The 15902-nt window shown below is 53.7% G+C and carries 13 protein-coding genes; 4 read left to right on the top strand and 9 right to left on the bottom strand.

Annotation, left to right across the window (positions count from 1 at the left end):
- Positions 1-131: 131 nt before the first annotated feature.
- Entirely contained in the window at positions 132-413 is a 282-nt protein-coding gene (locus OSC37_RS12160; RefSeq protein ID WP_049993373.1) for a hypothetical protein, read from the bottom strand.
- Between the two features lie 360 nt (positions 414-773).
- Here OSC37_RS12160 and OSC37_RS12155 point away from each other — a divergent pair, with 360 nt between their 5' ends.
- Complete coding sequence (locus tag OSC37_RS12155; RefSeq protein ID WP_049993372.1) at positions 774-2501, top strand: hypothetical protein; 1728 nt, start codon at positions 774-776, stop codon at positions 2499-2501.
- Positions 2502-2622: 121 nt separating this feature from the next.
- Positions 2623-3483, top strand: coding sequence for a hypothetical protein (locus tag OSC37_RS12150; protein WP_049993371.1), 861 nt, complete (start codon positions 2623-2625; stop codon positions 3481-3483).
- Positions 3484-3512: 29 nt separating this feature from the next.
- On the opposite strand, the gene OSC37_RS12145 is transcribed toward OSC37_RS12150, so the two are convergent.
- Positions 3513-4247 (bottom strand): hypothetical protein, encoded by a 735-nt coding sequence (locus tag OSC37_RS12145; protein ID WP_267161712.1) that lies wholly within the window; start codon positions 4245-4247, stop codon positions 3513-3515.
- 296 nt (positions 4248-4543) lie between these two features.
- Positions 4544-5707 carry a hypothetical protein gene (locus OSC37_RS12140; protein WP_267161711.1) on the bottom strand — a complete coding sequence of 388 codons (1164 nt, stop codon included), beginning with the start codon at positions 5705-5707 and terminating at the stop codon, positions 4544-4546.
- Between the two features lie 230 nt (positions 5708-5937).
- Between OSC37_RS12140 and OSC37_RS12135 the strand changes: the two genes are divergently transcribed.
- Positions 5938-6822: a hypothetical protein gene (locus OSC37_RS12135; protein ID WP_267161710.1), complete on the top strand. Its 885-nt coding sequence runs from the start codon at positions 5938-5940 to the stop codon at positions 6820-6822.
- 15 nt (positions 6823-6837) lie between these two features.
- Positions 6838-8028 (top strand): DsbA family protein, encoded by a 1191-nt coding sequence (locus OSC37_RS12130; RefSeq protein ID WP_267161709.1) that lies wholly within the window; start codon positions 6838-6840, stop codon positions 8026-8028.
- An 80-nt stretch (positions 8029-8108) separates the two neighbouring features.
- Here the strand turns inward: OSC37_RS12130 and OSC37_RS12125 are convergent, their stop codons facing one another.
- The 6 genes from OSC37_RS12125 to OSC37_RS12105 form a co-directional block, all read right to left on the bottom strand.
- Entirely contained in the window at positions 8109-9095 is a 987-nt protein-coding gene (locus OSC37_RS12125) for an HNH endonuclease (protein WP_267161708.1), read from the bottom strand.
- Between the two features lie 77 nt (positions 9096-9172).
- On the bottom strand, positions 9173-9415 hold the full coding sequence (locus OSC37_RS19005; protein ID WP_368409464.1) for a DUF8139 family protein: 243 nt from the start codon (positions 9413-9415) through the stop codon (positions 9173-9175).
- A gap of 15 nt (positions 9416-9430) precedes the next feature.
- Positions 9431-12406, bottom strand: a complete 2976-nt coding sequence (locus OSC37_RS12120; protein WP_267161707.1) for a type I restriction endonuclease subunit R — start codon at positions 12404-12406, stop codon at positions 9431-9433.
- A gap of 35 nt (positions 12407-12441) precedes the next feature.
- A complete protein-coding gene (locus tag OSC37_RS12115; RefSeq protein ID WP_267161706.1) occupies positions 12442-13662 on the bottom strand; it encodes a restriction endonuclease subunit S in 1221 nt (406 codons plus the stop codon).
- The gene (locus tag OSC37_RS12110; protein ID WP_267161705.1) at positions 13662-15230 is read right to left on the bottom strand and encodes a type I restriction-modification system subunit M; all 1569 of its coding nucleotides are present in this window, start codon (positions 15228-15230) and stop codon (positions 13662-13664) included. The genes OSC37_RS12115 and OSC37_RS12110 overlap by 1 nt, the downstream gene beginning before the upstream one ends.
- 54 nt (positions 15231-15284) lie before the next feature.
- Positions 15285-15833 carry a TATA-box-binding protein gene (locus OSC37_RS12105; RefSeq protein WP_267161704.1) on the bottom strand — a complete coding sequence of 183 codons (549 nt, stop codon included), beginning with the start codon at positions 15831-15833 and terminating at the stop codon, positions 15285-15287.
- Between the last annotated feature and the right edge of the window lie 69 nt (positions 15834-15902).

The raw sequence follows: 15902 nt of genomic DNA, 5'->3' as shown, positions 1-15902 counted from the left end.
GTTCGGTTTCTGCGAGCCGTCTAAACCTCGCAGTCCGAGTTTTCCTTGTGCCTGTAATCGATGTGATGGATTATCACGCGTGTCGAAGATTTATTCGACCCCAGCCAATCGCCTGTAAATGAACCGACCGCTTAGTCGTCGTTCGCCTGGCTTGCTTGGAGATCTCGGATGATCTGAGCAGCTTCTGACGCGACATAGTCGTACCCGCCTTCGATAGCCAGCCCCGCTGTTTGTCCCATCGCCTTCTCCATATGCCCTATGTAGGCCTGCCCGGAATCCACAGTGCTACCAGCACGGAACAACGCACCTCGCGGTCCGCCTAATTCCATTCCTTTCTGTTCTTCTAACTCTACGATGATGTCTTTTGCTTCGTCGAGTTTCTGTACTCGGACGCTTGCGTTTGTTTCTTGCATTGGTTCGACCCGAACAGGTTGAGAATCTACCCACTTTTAAAACTCTGGCTCACAGCCGATCCAGACCCTATATAGAACGCGAACAGAGGGGGCCAACCAGTCCCAACGATAGAAGAGACGATACGTGAAATATCGAATACACTCGTTATAGCGCCTGATACAGGGATATTTTTGAACTAGGGTTACAGCACCCGTATTTGCGTGGGAAGCTCCAAAGAGCAGCGTGGCCAACAATGGAAATTACGGAATCGTTGTACAGACCGCATACGAGGGTGTCTGGTGACGGGTTCCTCTGGCTAAGACATATGATGGGCGGCTAGCGGAACTATCAACTAGTCTGCTTTAGTTTACTTTCACAACATGTACCAGATCATCTCAGAAGACCCTCCGCGAACAGATCCAACGACGTGGTTGGCCTTCGGAGACCTCGACCAAACACCCGTTGACGCCGGCTGGATCCACCCTTATCAGCGGGGACGGGCCTCTATACAGATTCAGGAGTGTGAATTGACACAGGCCTTCGACACACAGGCGTTTCTCGTCAATGTTGACGAATTAGATCCTATCCTTGATGCCGATCCAGACACGGATATGGGTGATATCGAATTCCGCCCAATGCGGTATGGCCGACGACGAGAGTCGTTAGATGATCCAATGGAGCCCTACTGGGAAGAAGACCTGACGCGTGAGATCAACGGAATTCCAGTGTCAAGATTCATTATGAATTTCGAATATGAGGCACCACTCATCGATACCGGTTTTATTGAGTACCACAACTTGGTCGAAACCGACAAACGCCAATTCAAGGAGTTGGAGTCCGACGATGTTGCGGTCCGTTTTAACGCGGATATCTGGCGAGCAAAATATGGATTGACAGCTGAATCGACCGGTCATTCAGTCCGGGAACAACGTGTCCGCGCATCATTCTTGAAAGAGTATCTGGAAGAACGCGGGAAGGCGATCGTACTCTCGTATATGCAGCGCCGGACAGTTGAGCCGAGCGACGCCGTTTCTATCGATGAGTCGGTGTCAGTGCCGGTCTCAAATGGCACCTCTAAACGCGAATTCCACCCCGAACGAATGCCTGGGTTAGGTCATTCATGCTGGTTCTATTGGACGTGCCCAATCCTTCCGGACGATATTCCTCAGTCAAGAGAGTCCGAAATGGCCGAACACCGGGATCACCTCTCTTTTCGGACACAGAACGGTCACGCCGTCACAAAACAAGCCGTCGATGATGGGTCTGCCTTTCGAGAGACGGGGATTAGCCGTCCGCCCGCCGGTCCTGAGGACCACGACTACATACACTTCGACCCGGCAGTACTGGAACGATACCGCAACGACCCGAGAGGAAGTGTGGAGGAGTGGTCGGAGCAAGGGTTGACAGTAGATTGGTTAGATCGGTGGATGGTGCGGCTCTATCGTAGTGACAATGAACAACTTGTGTTGCTGGTCGATGATCTTACTAGTATCGGAGATACGGAACTCTCGTACTGGCATCAACATAATGTGACTCCTGGAGGAGAGGTGCCGGAGGAGATGGTGCAGAATTATGTGTACGCAGAACCGGTAGATACCTTCGCTCCCGCTCAAGCCGTTCTCAACGGGATGCGAGAGGCTGATTCCATATTCCAGTCGCTCCGCGGTGACCCACTCTTTCGGGATATTCCGTCAGATCATCACGCCGAGGACCTGCTTACCCCGGTACGGAACGACCGGAACGAATTACTGCAGATCATGCAAGATCTGGATAATGTCCTGGTTGAACGGGTAAATCAGAGTGCGATCGAAGCCATTACAGGACAGAATGCTGGTGGGACGAAAAACGCTATATTTGATTTGTATGAGTTTCTCGCAGATACCGACCGTGCTGCAGAACTGATGGCACCGATCAACGCAGTCCATTACTTCCGGAACGAAGAAAGCCATGATAGAGTCCAATCGGGCTGGACAGAGGCTCTAGACGAACTGGATGTAGAAGAAAATACGGATATCCTAGAACTCTATCGGTATACCTTCCAGGGGGTGGCGGACTCACTTGATGAACTCGAATCGTACCTGCAAGAGAACCAACCGCGGTTAGAATAGACGGATCTGCTGGAACTTGCATCTGTGAATATAATTTAGACTATTGTGCGCAAGCGCTCCCTGGTACTAACCTGTAACCTTCCAACAACTATTATGCGAACAGACATCCTGTTGACGGATAATGGAACTGCCAGAGACACCTCAGGTCACCTATCAGGACGTCCTCAAAATGGCCGTTCTCCTGGCAATCCCCACCATGCTGGCAGTCATCTACTACGGCACCTCCCTCCGGTTCCAACAGACCCTATCTCTTGATCATACTAATCCCCGTCTCTACAACTTCTGGACGAACGCACTCGTCCACGAGCATCGACCAGGTGACGGCCACCTAATCGGCAACCTCGGTGGCTACTTACTCTTGGTCTTCCCTTGTTGGGTCCTTCAGATTTACTGTGAGCAGGAACGTCGATTCTGGGCCGGATTGGGTATTATCCTAGCGATCGGTCCATTCATCATCAGCGCCAGCAGCTACCTTGCGTTCTATGAAATCCTAAGCTTTGAGATCCAGAACGACCGAGGATTCTCCGGAGTTGTCGGTGCTCTAGCCGGATTCCTGCTCATGTCTATCCTTCACACGTTCGCTCAGAAACAGGAGGAAACGGTTGCCGTGCTATCGATGGGACTCTACTTCGGGTATCTGATGCTGGGGTTCGGTATACTGACTAATCGGAGCGTGGTCATCAGTGTGGGCGTACTCATCCTCTTTGGTATGTTTGCCGGTACGCGAACCACATACGTGGCATCGGCCGCCGAACTATCTGAATGGGGGAATAAAAACGGTCGGCTGAGCTTGGTACTCTTAGTTTCGATCCTCGTGAGCGTCCTCGGATTCACTGCCTCGCTCCCGTCAGATATTACGTCCGGCGGCGGATTGACAAATATTGTGGCGCACGGTGTCGGCATCCTATTCGGTATGGCAGTTGCAGGAAGCCTCCGATACCACTACAAACGATCCTCTGCGGAAGAATCGGCCGCCGACTGATACCATGTACCAGGATTGCTTGAGGGATCTCAGTCTACGAGCGTCACCTCCACTCCGTATTCCAGATGCGGTGTTTGTCGGCTGCGGTGATCGCCGACAGCGTCGTATAACGCCTCCACGTAGATGTCCTGAATGATCGCTTCGACGTCGTCACTCACATCACCGGTGACGTGCTCGTCAATGAACCACGTTGCCGCCCTGTCTGCTTCAATGTAGATGGCTTCATCTTCGTGCGCGGTCCACGCAGTGCGCCCGGTCCATCCAGCGAGCCCTTCGTAGAGCCTCTCCTTGACGACCTGTTCCGACCCAGTCTGCCATCTGGTTACGAGGTCGTCCGCGACCTCCGTGACGTTTCGGACGAGAGCGGTGAACGGTTTGACCGGCCGCCCAACCTCTTCGTGAGTGTCGATTGCGTCAAGCGCTTCGCTGCGGATACGATCAGCGATGAGGTCGTGGTCAAGTTCCAGCGCTTCAACTTGGAGAGTTTCGCCGTGATCTTTGACTGCAACGCCGCTTCCGCCGCCGGCCTCCGCCCACGTTTGAACCCCGATCCACTCCTCGCCGGTTCTGATAAGGTGGTCAGTCACGCTGTGAGTGGAGTCGTGGTCACGGTTATGAGCGCGAACGGTGACGTCACAGGCCTTCCCTGGGTGATCGTGTTTGAGAGCTTCCCTGGCTTTGTCTTCTACCGTTTCAAGGGCCACGTTCTTCTCGTTGCCCTGATCTGTGCTTTCACCGACTTCAGATGCGGTTTTTCGTGTCATTAGTATCGCGTGCTGTCCGCTGATCGTACTGCTAACACGCGACGTCCGACGACGCGCTGGCCTCGCGTCGGCAAGAGTCTATGATACCAGGGATTGCGGTATCGAATTAGTGTACCAGAGAGGGTCTATGCATCGTCAGCTTGTAGATGCGGGGGATTCTCGGGCGTCGCTTAATTGCTCAAAGGAACCTGCAAGGTATAAACCCTCGTCCGCTTGACGTGCAGCGATCACGACTTCTCGCTCAGCAGGACACGCGTGGAGCGAAGTGCGGACTATTTCTAAGTTCCCTCACTACGTCACCGGTCGTCTCGCAACACCCACGGCTTCGCATCAGAGTCGTACTCGCTGATCTTCCCGCTGTGACTGCGTGTCTCCGCGGCAAGCACACCGATATGCTTGAGCTGCTGCACGAAATTGAATAACACGTTGGTGCGGATGATGTCCTTCCAGACGGCTTCCTCCTCGTAGATTCGAGATACCTGTCCAGCCTCGATCAGTTCCCGCGCCCGTGTACGCCCCGATCGCGTGCAGAACGTGTTCAGGAAGACGTTCGGATACTCGTGAACCAACCGGCGAATCAAGTCGGGAAAGTGAATCCGCGGGCCTTCTTTCCGCAACGCATCAAGTAACAGCCGGAATTCGGGGTGTCGCTCGTAGCAGTTCCGCAGCAGAATGGCGAGCGGCTGATGTTCCGCGACGACCGTTGATCGGCCGACATCACTCTTGACCGCATCAAGCTCTTCGAGCGTCGAAATCCCGGACCCGCGGAGCACCGTCGCCGCGAGTTCCCCCTGGTCAGTCAGCGTGAATCGACCAGTACCCTCCAACAGTCCGAGCGACAGCGCACTCCGCCGGGCCTGAGTGCCCGCACCGAACCCGTACTCAGCTTCGATCACATCCACCAACTCATCGCCAGCCAACGGCCCATGCTGATCAACCGCGACGACCGGCGCGAGATAATTCAGCGGTTGAGCAAGCGAAAGACTCGCAATATCACCAGCAATGTCACTGCGACGCAGTCGAACCGACAACTGCCCCTCAATATCAACGACCTGTTCGTGCGACTCCGAGGTCGGCGGGCCCGACCACCGCGTCACGCCATCATCCGTCGCACCAATCACACCAACACCCTTCGACCGGAGCAAATCAGTATGTTGCCCAACCGTGTCGTCCGCCGCCGCGAGGTACGAGACGTGCGCGCCCTGCTGGTACGTAAGCGCCTGCCCGATCCCGCGGAGTAGTCCACTCGACCCCTTCACCTCAACAGCAAACACGCGATCAGCATGCGTGAACCCCAGCACATCCGGATACCGCCCACCAATCGTGATCTGATGGGTTTCACACCGATCCAGGACATTCGCGTACGTGTCTTCGTGTGCACTGGGGACATGGACGAGTGGCTGGTAGTCACGTGTTTCGAGTTCATCGATGACGTGCCCGAACACCGCCGATTCATCCATCGTAGCAACGCATTCACACCGGGACTGCTTGAATGTCACCTAGTCGAATTTCAGAGTATTAGATGCCCATTGAGAATCTGTTTTAATAGCAGGGCGCTTTCGGATCTGCCGGTATTACCGGTCTAGGGCGGCCTAGACGGCGTTTGACCGGCGATAGTTATATGGGGGTGAAAGTCGTAGTAGGTCGTGTCTCCCATCTGAAAGCACAACCGGAGACGAGGAGAGAAAGTTTGAGCTCGCACGCTGAATCCCAAGAACTCGGTAGAGGCCAGCAAACACTGCACGAGGCGGTTAATTCTCACCGCATCTACGAGCCGATTAGAGGTGTTCATCCTCGCATCGAACTTCCGGACGAAGAGTTTGAGGAGTGGCTTGATGGCAATCAGGAAATCGAGTACGTGGTTGTCAATTTCACTGACGCCAAGGAGGCCATCGAGCGGGACGGTGACCTGAGCCAGGTTTTAGAGCCGTGGCATATCCCAGTGATCCTCGGTACGGAATATGATGAGGCTGTGAATGCACGTACCTTGCAGGATGTTTTAGACGTGCTGGCGATAGCGCAACCCGCGATCTACGTCCCGGACGTGGTCTACAGCTACAACTGGATGGAAGACGAGATTCAAGAAAACGCTCTTGAAGCCTACACCGGCCACGTTAGAACGCTGCAGGAACTAGTTATTGAGGAGAACTTGGATGTCCGGTTGCTCCCGACGAACAAGGGCTGGACGTACGAACACTTCCTAGAGTACCGCGAGTTGTTCGAGGAGTTCGACTACGATGAGTTCGCGTTCTACGCCGTTCAGTACACTGGAGGTGACGCTGGTAACGCAATCAACGTCCTCCGGAGCCACGTTAGGAACTCCATTGCCGCCATCGATATGGAGAATGTTTTCCTGATTGGACGGCTCGCGGAGGACGACCTGTTGGATTTCGCTCCGCGAGTGCGTGGAGCAACTGGACTTCGACAATGGACGGACGCATGCTCTACTGAGAGCGGGCTTTCGCAACGTCTGTGGCCGGCGTTCCAGGAGGGACGGGAGGCCAAACTGACGGTCAACGATGGTCAAGAACAGAGGCCTGTAAACGAGTTCGGCGGCACGAAGGAGGACAACTGAAAGATGTTCGTATTCATGGGTTCATACAGTGGCGGCGATTACGATTCGTCAGACGATGATGATTCGCAGGACGACGAATCGACAGACGACCATACGCAAACCGGTGTAGACGATTACACTGGTGATGGCGAAGGTGACGGTTCTGGAGAGGATTCAGGCGGTGGTAAAGCCGCTGCTGCGGCTGGCGCTGCCGGTGCCGCTGGTACTGCAGGTGCAGGTGGTGCTGGTGCTTCCGGTACTGCTGCTTCAGGTGCCGGCGGCGGTGCGGTTACTGAGCCGCCCGAGGGTGAGGATTCCGGAGATGGCGATGACTCGGACGACGAAGAGTGTGAAGAAGAGGAAGAAGAAGAGAATCAGCCGGAATCGCCAGATGTCGAAGAGTCGGATATAGAGCTGGAAGACGACATCGAGGAACCCGAGACGGAGGAAGACGCGGAAGAAGAGGATGCCGACGAGGAAGAGGATGAAGACGAAGATGAGGAGGAAGATGAGACGATGGTTGTGGTCCAGGAAGTCGATGCCCTGAGTGCGCTGTCCTGGGGTGTCCAACCGGTGATGAAACACGTCGAGGAGTGCTACGGTGAAGAGATCGAACTCTTCTACAAACCAGCTCCTGTCCGAGAGATCGACCCGGAGCAAGCGAAACAACAGTGGGTAGAGTGCAGCGAGGAACTGGAAATGCCAGTCGATCCTTCGTTCTGGGATGAGGACCCGCCGGAGTCCACGGAACTGGTCAACCGAGCGTTCGAGGCAGCTCTCCAGCAGTACCGAGGTATGGAGTACATCAGGACGTTGTGGCGGCACGGTGTTGCGGCTGGCCGCGATATCAACGACCGGGAAATACTGATCGAGTTGGCCTCAGATCTGGGTCTGGACTTAGAGCAGTTCGAGAAGGATCTGGACGAGGTGGAGGTAGAAGCCGGGGAGCGTGGAGAGCTTCCGTTCACGTTGATGGAAGTCCAGGGTAATCCAGTTCCGAAGAATGGCCGTGTCCGGTACTCGGACCTCAAGACCCAATTCACGTTCCAAGGGATAGACGAGCAGAAGCCGCAGGAACTACAGGGCTTTGTTGATGAGCACGGTCCTGTAGCTACACCAGAAGTGATGGAGGTCTACGACATCCGACGCGACGAAGCTGTTCAACGCCTCCAAGACCTGGACGATGTTTCGTCGTTCGAGAACAGTGGCGAAAACTTCTGGTACTGAGTAACTCCTCTTTCGTCGAGGCTACACAATCTTTCGCGTTCGGTGATGTCGATAGTCTGAGCGTCTCTCAAACCCTGTTTTCACACCCACTCAAGCGCTGCGTTGTGCTGCGCGACATACTTCGGCTTCAAGCTCTTTTCCGGGATCGAGATTCGCTCCCCTGCACGGTCAAGAATCGTCTCTTGGAGCACGTCACTCTGTGTTTCAAACTCCGGATTCACGCGCAACCGGTAGTTCTGATCAATAGTGAACAGCTCCCTGTCGAACGCCGCGTGATGCGTCTTACTGAGCGCCAGCACATTCGAGAGGTCAGCCCGGTGATCGGGATAGTCACTCCACGAAAGGACGTGCGCTACGTCCAACAGGCCAGGGTGATCCACGCCGGAAATCGGACACGTCCGGTCGTGACGGGACAGTACCGTCGCACGGAACTCCGGATCCACTGAGCGGGCGTGAACAGTCGCGTCGTACGTCCCAGCACGCATCCCAGCATCGCTAACCGACGGAGTCCAATCCGAGTCACTCCACTCCTCTACCGCACTCTCGACGAACTGAAGGCCGGCATCAGTTAACGCGTACTCGCCGCCGCGCTTCTCAACGAAGCCCATACTCCGAAGCCAATTCGCCCGCTGCTTCGCCATGTCCGTCTCCCCGCGACTCCACCCTAACTCCGGATGCGTATCCAACTGCTGCGCACTGATCTCCGGAATCGACATCGGTCCAGCGGACAACGCGTACAGCAAACTCCGAAGCCCAACATTCCGCTCACACATAATTCGCAGCAGCGTCCCCACGTCGTACTGCTGCACATACTCCCGACCAGCATCCCCGAGCACCCAGTGATCATTCTCCTGTCGTACAAACTCTGCCTGCTCCAGATACGCGACCCGTCGCATAATCGAGTCCCGACTCGACACATTCGAAAACGAACCGCGATGCCAGCCCACCAGTTCATCCGTCGTCGGCCGATGATCAGACACGAACTCAAGCACCGCATCCAACGTCTCAACGTAGCGCGTCCCACCCCCAAACATCGGGACAATACTACGGAGGCGATCCGGAGGCATACAGCAATTGTGACAGGGCCAAGTGATGATCCTTTCCCCGGACGACTACCGTGAAGGAGACAGAGAGCTGCCGCCAATTATGCGTTAGGTGAATCGTCGAGGGGTGGCCGCAAGTCACGCCACCGGAAATCAGCAGTCCCACCCGAGTCAAACGCGACCCGATACAGTAGCGCATCCCGCTCGTCAGCAGTCAACGAATCTGCATCATCACTTAGTACTGCAACGACCTGTCCGTGTTCCCCATGGTACTCCTGATGATCGAGATCTGTCTCATCAGGAATATCAATCCGGACGTGATCTCCCTTCGAGAATTGCGCCATTGTCAGAATGAATATCTAAGAGTGAGTCTCCGCGGATACGTCTCCGTAGAGTGCTTCAGCTTGATGTACGATCGGTTCTACAAGAGGTTGGTAGTCACTATGGGAGAGTCCATTCTTCCGAAGTAGGCCTTTTACTCTCGTTTTTAATTTAGACCGCATCGCCTTCCGGTTCGTCCAATCGATATTCACATTCTGCTTCAACATCTCGCACACCTCTTGAGCTATCTCTTGGAGCAGTTCGTCGTCGATTTCTGTTTCCGTATTCGTGGCTATCGCGTCGTAAAACGCCAATTCTTCGGCGGAAAGCCCTAACCGTTCTTTCCGACGGTCCTCTTGCTGAAGTTCATCCGCGTAATTCCGAAGTTCCTCAATCACTTCCTCAGTCGTCAGGAACTGATTGTTATATTCGTTAAGCGTCTCCTCCAGTTCCTCCTCGAAGGACTCGTACTTGGCAAGGTTCTGTTGCTTGCGGGTCGAGATCTCGTTCCGAAGCAACTTTTCAAGCATCTTCACTTGAAGTTCCGGTTGCTCTACACGCTCAACATCCGAGAGGAACTCATCGCTGACAATCGGTTCCTCCGATTTCCATTTCTCGAAGCCGGCGACAGATACGACGTCGTCAGCAGTGACTCCCTCCGCAATCAATTTCTTCATTGCTGAGTCCAGTTCATCGTCTCTGGAGGTGCCGTCGCTCTCTAAGGATCGGAGGCTGTCTCTGACTGCCTCGAAGAAGAGCAGATCAGAACGGATTTCACTAGCTGCGTTGTGCGGAGTCACCAACGCAAAGGCTCGCTTGAGTTCCGCGACAGCCTGCATGAACTCCTCTTGCTTCTCTTCGGTAGCGATAACCTCACTCTCCGCGCGGTGGATCAGCCGAGACAGTTCGAGCTCACTGAGTTCCTGCCAGCCCTCGTAATCGACTCGTGAGAGATATCGAGAAACCTTGTAGTGCTTCTGTTTCATCACCTCGACGGCGGTTTCGACATCGACCATCGCCATTTCCTGGATGTCGGATGTGTACTTGTCCAGGGCTTGGCGCAGGTCCTCTGCAATGCCGATATAGTCAACCACGAGCCCTCCTGGCTTGTCCTTATAGACTCGATTCACTCTCCCTATGGTCTGTAGGAGATTGTGGTTCTTCATCGGCCGGTCGATGTAAAGAGTATGCAGCGGTGGGCAATCGAATCCAGTCGTCCACTTATCGCAGACAACGATGACTTTGAGCGGATCGTCTGGATCTTTGAACCGCCGTTTGAGTTTCCCTTCGTTTGGCGGATCGTCGATGTATTCTTCCGGCTCTGAGATGACTACGCCAACTTCGGGGGAATCTGGCTGCTGTTCGATGTAGCGTTTGTATTTCACCGCAGCCTTACGGCTAATGGACACGACCATTGCCTTTCCCTCGATTTCACGGTCGTTGTAATGGTCTACGATGTCGCCCGCAATCTTTTCTAGACGGTCGTCAGCGGTCTCGATGATCCGACGGAGGGTCGTCCACTTCTCCACGAGTTGATTCTCCAGATCTTCATCACCAGAGTCGAGCAACTCTCGTACTGACTCGCTGATCGCCTCCTTGTTGAGCTGGAGTTTTGCGAACCGGGATTCGTAGTAAATAGGGACGGTAGAACCGTCTTCCTCTGAACGGTCGATAGTGTACTGACTGACATACTCCCCGAAAGTCATCCGGGTAGCGTTATCGCCATCGTGAATCGGGGTCGCAGTGAAGCCGATGAAAGAGGCATTCGGGAGTGCATCTCGCAGATTTTCTCCCAGCTCTTTCGTCTGTGAACGATGGGCTTCGTCTGCCATCACGATCACATCCTCACGCTCGTTGACGACCGGATGCTCACGTTCGTCTTTTTGCGTCTGGAATTTCTGTATCGTAGTGAATATTAGACCGCCAGCTTGGCGATCCAGTTTGTCCCGCAGGTCAGGAATGGTATCAGCCCAACTCACGTTGTACCCGGCATCACTGAACGTGTGCGTGATCTGCTCATCCAGCTCGTTCCGGTCCGTAACAACGACGAACGTCGGGTTGCCGAAGTCACTGCTCCGACGGATCTTCCGGACGAAGTAAACCATTGAGAGCGATTTCCCGGAGCCCTGGGTATGCCAGTAGACGCCGATACGGCCCAGGTCGTCTCCTTGGGTCTCTTTTGCGCTTTTCACGGCTTCTCTAACGCCGTAGAACTGGTGGTACCCTGCCAGCATTTTCACTGGCTGACCGTCTACCTCGCTGAAGACGATGAAGTTCTCAATTAGGTCTAAGAGGCGTTCTTTGTCGAACACCCCTCGAAGAAGGACTTCTTGTCCGGGCAAATCCTCGCGTCCATCTCCCTCCTGCTCGATGTATCGCCAAGGGCGGTACCACTGCCAACCAGCGTCAAGGCAGCCAATGCGGGACTCATTCAGGTCCGCCAGCCCGATCACTTCGTTATAGCGGAAGAGTGGAGAGATATCGTTCCGATAGCGACTATTGACTTGGTCATACGCGTTTTCCAGCGTCGCCTTCGGATCAGTCGGGTTCTTGAATTCGAGGACACCAATAGGGAGGCCGTTTAAGAAGACGACTAAGTCAGGCTTCCGTCGGGGATTGTCCCCAACTTGGACAGTGAACTGTGTGGTGACGAGCCAGTCATTGTTCTCTGGATTCTCAAAGTCAATTGGCTGTACGAAGCGGCCGACTTGCTCACCGTCTTGTTCATATTCGACTTGAACTCCATCGACCAACTGTTGATGGAGTTCCTGGTTATCTTCCAGCAGATTTGGAGATTGTGTGCTCGTTAGGTGGCGAATTGCTTCTTCTCGGGCGTCTTCCGGCAGATCTGGGTTAATTAACTTGACTTGGTCCCTAAGACGATCTTTAAGTACGACTTCACTCGTCGTCGGCCGTGAAGTGCTTAACTCAGTGGAGGACGCGTAGTCATAACCAAGATCTCGAAAAATCTCAATAGCTGGCTTTTCGGCCAGTTCCAGTTCATCGAGACCCATTTGAATTGGTCAACGAAGCATAGCAACTTGGGTCTTTACGTGCTGGGTGTGATCTTCCCACTAAGAAATTGGGGGAGGATAAGATCACGAATCGACTTTAGGGTTCGAGTCTGGCTTGCAAGGTGATTCTTTTTCTTATGGAACGGCTGTACCTTTTCCACAAAAGTTAGGCGCGTCTGCCTTGGGGGGATGGCAATCTCTTGATCATGTGCAACGTTCCGGTTCAGCCCTGGGACAGCAGAGTCAGATCCCAGATGAGATAGAGGAGTGTTTTTCAAAAGATGGTATAGATATAAGAGTTCATCATCTTCTTCGGGGCTAACGTAGAAGGCAGTATCGATCGGCCAAAAGTCGTCCATTTCTAGCATCACAGTACCTATTGTTCCCTTTCGACCCACAATGATTCCTGGTCCCTCTATCAGCGACTCATTATGTCTGCCAGTAACTCCACTGGACCCATACACCGGGTATTCTTCCCCCTCTCTTTCTCGCTGTGGCAGCCCATCCCCATATTCCAAAGAAAGGAGATCATTAATTTCCCCTACACGGAAGTCTTCGGGAATTTTCCCAACTGTAGAACCGGTTAGACTTTTGTAGCCGACATACTCTTCGAACAGACCACGATAAATCTCATCTGCAACTTCTTCCAACTCTTCTGATTCATGAACATTTGATTCTATTTTATCATCAATTGCACCGAGCCACTCTGCAATCGATTTTTGTATTTCTAAGGAAGGAACGGGGATCTCAATATCATCAAATGACTTCATAGTAATTGTGTCAAAGACAGTTCCGTACGAGACTGCCTGAACCTGCCCAAACACGTACTGCCACGCATAATAGAGATAATCGTCCAGTAGCTCATCATTAGTGTCCAGACCATAGCAGGTCTGGTTGAACGTCATAGGCTCCCCTAATTGCGCGACACGACCCATGGTCGCACCGCGGGCAATAACGACTACAGTACCTGCAGGAAGGATTGGGGCGTTGCTAGCCTCTTTCCCCGCCTCTGTCATGTTTTCTGCGGTGTCGTAGACGTGCCGCGTCTCTGACTGTGAGATGTCCTTCGCGCTGGCCCATTGGATATCCCCGCCCCAATATTCGTCCTCACTTCGCTTCGGAGTCTTGCCCAGGACGGGTTCCATAAGCTCGGAAAGCGGGCGCATTTCCCAGCGTTCGTTTCCCGGGCCGTATTCATCGCTCACCTCGGCAGTCTTCACCTTCTCAACCACGGATCCAAGTTCTTCCTCTGACATTAGAATCCCAACTCCTCAAGGTTCGCTTCGATGTCCTCTTGCAGTTCGTTCGACCGTTGGAACTGCTCACGGAGTTCGGCGGACAGCTCCTCCATTTTCACTTCGTACGGAACCTCGCTACTAGTATCTCTATCGATTCCCACATATCGACCGGGAGTCACCATGTAGTCGTTATCCGCGATTTCATCCGTCGTGGCCACCTTACAGTACCCGGTCTCGTCCTGATAATCGTCCACACTGTCTTCACCGCGATATGCTCGTACAGTGTCCGCGATCGTCTGAATATGCTCTTCTGTTAGACGATTCTGCGTACGATCAATCGATTCGTAGAGGTCTTTTGCGTTGATGAACAGTGTCTCGTTCGTTCGGTTCCGGTAGCTGTCCGAGTCCTTCCCCTTGCTAATAATCCAGAGGCAGACCGGGATGGAGGTAGTGTAGAACAGTTCACCCGGGAGAGCTATTACGGCATCCAGGAGATCCTCTTCGATGATTTCTTTTCGAATCTCACCCTCTTGACCCTGAACAGACATTGACCCATTCGCCATGACTGTACCCGCCATCCCGTCGTCGTCTAGATGGGAGATCATGTGCTGGATGAAGGCGAAGTTCGCGTTGTTCGAGGGCGGCATCCCGTACTCGAACCGTGAGTCATCCTCCGAAACAGTATCTTTCCCCCACTCGCTCATGTTGAACGGCGGGTTCGTGATGATTTTGTCCGCACGGAGGTTGGGGAACCGGTCGCTCCGGATGCTGTCCCCAAGCTGGATGTTCCCGTCAATACCTCGAAGATAGAGGTTCATCTTACAGATACGCCAGGTTGCGTCGTTGACTTCCTGCCCAAAGATGGACACCTGGCTTTCGTCCCCACCTTTTCGCTTTAGGAACTTGTGACTCTGAACAAACATCCCACCGGAGCCACAGAACGGGTCGAAAATCCGTCCCTCAAACGGCTCCAAGATCTCAACCAGCAGTTCGACTACGTGTTTCGGCGTGTAGAACTCGCCGCCACGGTGCCCCTCTTGTCTGGCAAATTCCTTGATGAAGTATTCGTAGACGCGCCCGAAGACGTCCTCGTCCTGAGTGTCTTTACCGTTTCCGAGGTCGAGTTCGGCGAATTCATTGAGTAGTCCCTCTAGTGTGTCCTGTGGAATCCTCGAATATCGTTTCGGGAGCATCCCATCGAGGCGATCGGGGTTTTCGTCCTCAATGGCCCGCATCGCGTCGTCGATCTTTGCGCCAATGTCAGGGTCGGTCGCGTTGTCGATGAGGAATTCCCACCGAGCCTCTTCGGGAACGTAAAAGACGTTCTCACCGTGGTATGCGTCCTTGTCTTCCAGAATGAACTGGCGCTCTTCGTCGTCATCTCCGCAGTAGTACATCGAATCCTCGTCGTACGTCAGCTCTCGAAGTTCCTCGCGGCGCTGCTCGAACGCGTCTGACATGTACTTCTCGAAAAGGAGACCGAGAACGATGTGCTTGTACTCAGCAGATTCGACGGGCCCGCGTAGCCCCTCGGCAGATTGCCAGAGGCTTTTCTCGAATTTCCCGTCGTCGCCATTAATAGCCATACACCAATCACGGGAGGTTGGAAACTTCAATTTTTGCTTACTTCCCCATCGCAGTCAGGCTGTATCGAGGAACGAGAGCTCTTCTTGGAGATGCTGAATTGCGGATTTAGCATGCTCACGGTCAGTCGTACCGCCGATGATGATCTTCCCGGTTGCGAAAATCAAGAGGGTGACTTCGAACTGATGTGGACGATAGATGAGACCGGGGAACTGCTCGGGCTCGTATTCCGTATGTTCAAGCCCAAGCGCGATAGTGAGGGCTTCCAAATTGACCACACGGCCGAGGTCCTCCATGAACACTGAGGTCACTTGCCTGAATTCGGTCTCGGAGGCATCGACGCCTATCTCACGAAGCACTTCTTCGAATCGACGGAATGATTCCGTTAGCAGCTCTTCGGTCTCAGCGCCACGTATCTGGAACGTGCCTGTACGATAGATAGTGTATGCCGGTCCGTTTTCTTCCAGACGGACAGTAACCATCGCGGTGCCGTGAAAATTCGCGTCAACGATCTCACCGAGGTGGCCCTCCAACTCGGATACAAGGGTCTGTAAGTCCATTTCTCTCCCGAGTGAGCCACTCCCCATCGTGCTGACAATCTCCATGCTGTGCGCCAAGTTGTTACTAACACATCACCCACGCTGTCGAATATATGTTCCCGTTCCCTCTACTGA

This window comes from Halovenus salina (assembly GCF_026410925.1).
Lineage (GTDB): Archaea > Halobacteriota > Halobacteria > Halobacteriales > Haloarculaceae > Halovenus > Halovenus salina.
The sequence above is the reverse complement of the archived record's forward strand: the minus strand, read 5'-3'. Positions and strand labels throughout refer to the sequence as shown.

Bases quoted from the DNA above. Each gene is read 5' to 3' on its own strand.
- OSC37_RS12160 (WP_049993373.1), bottom strand. From the start codon at position 413: ATGCAAGAAACAAACGCAAGCGTCCGAGTACAGAAACTCGACGAAGCA.
- OSC37_RS12155 (WP_049993372.1), top strand. From the start codon at position 774: ATGTACCAGATCATCTCAGAAGACCCTCCGCGAACAGATCCAACGACG.
- OSC37_RS12150 (WP_049993371.1), top strand. From the start codon at position 2,623: ATGGAACTGCCAGAGACACCTCAGGTCACCTATCAGGACGTCCTCAAA.
- OSC37_RS12145 (WP_267161712.1), bottom strand. From the start codon at position 4,247: ATGACACGAAAAACCGCATCTGAAGTCGGTGAAAGCACAGATCAGGGC.
- OSC37_RS12140 (WP_267161711.1), bottom strand. From the start codon at position 5,707: ATGGATGAATCGGCGGTGTTCGGGCACGTCATCGATGAACTCGAAACA.
- OSC37_RS12130 (WP_267161709.1), top strand. From the start codon at position 6,838: ATGGGTTCATACAGTGGCGGCGATTACGATTCGTCAGACGATGATGAT.
- OSC37_RS12125 (WP_267161708.1), bottom strand. From the start codon at position 9,095: ATGCCTCCGGATCGCCTCCGTAGTATTGTCCCGATGTTTGGGGGTGGG.
- OSC37_RS19005 (WP_368409464.1), bottom strand. From the start codon at position 9,415: ATGGCGCAATTCTCGAAGGGAGATCACGTCCGGATTGATATTCCTGAT.
- OSC37_RS12120 (WP_267161707.1), bottom strand. From the start codon at position 12,406: ATGGGTCTCGATGAACTGGAACTGGCCGAAAAGCCAGCTATTGAGATT.
- OSC37_RS12115 (WP_267161706.1), bottom strand. From the start codon at position 13,662: ATGTCAGAGGAAGAACTTGGATCCGTGGTTGAGAAGGTGAAGACTGCC.
- OSC37_RS12110 (WP_267161705.1), bottom strand. From the start codon at position 15,230: ATGGCTATTAATGGCGACGACGGGAAATTCGAGAAAAGCCTCTGGCAA.
- OSC37_RS12105 (WP_267161704.1), bottom strand. From the start codon at position 15,833: ATGGAGATTGTCAGCACGATGGGGAGTGGCTCACTCGGGAGAGAAATG.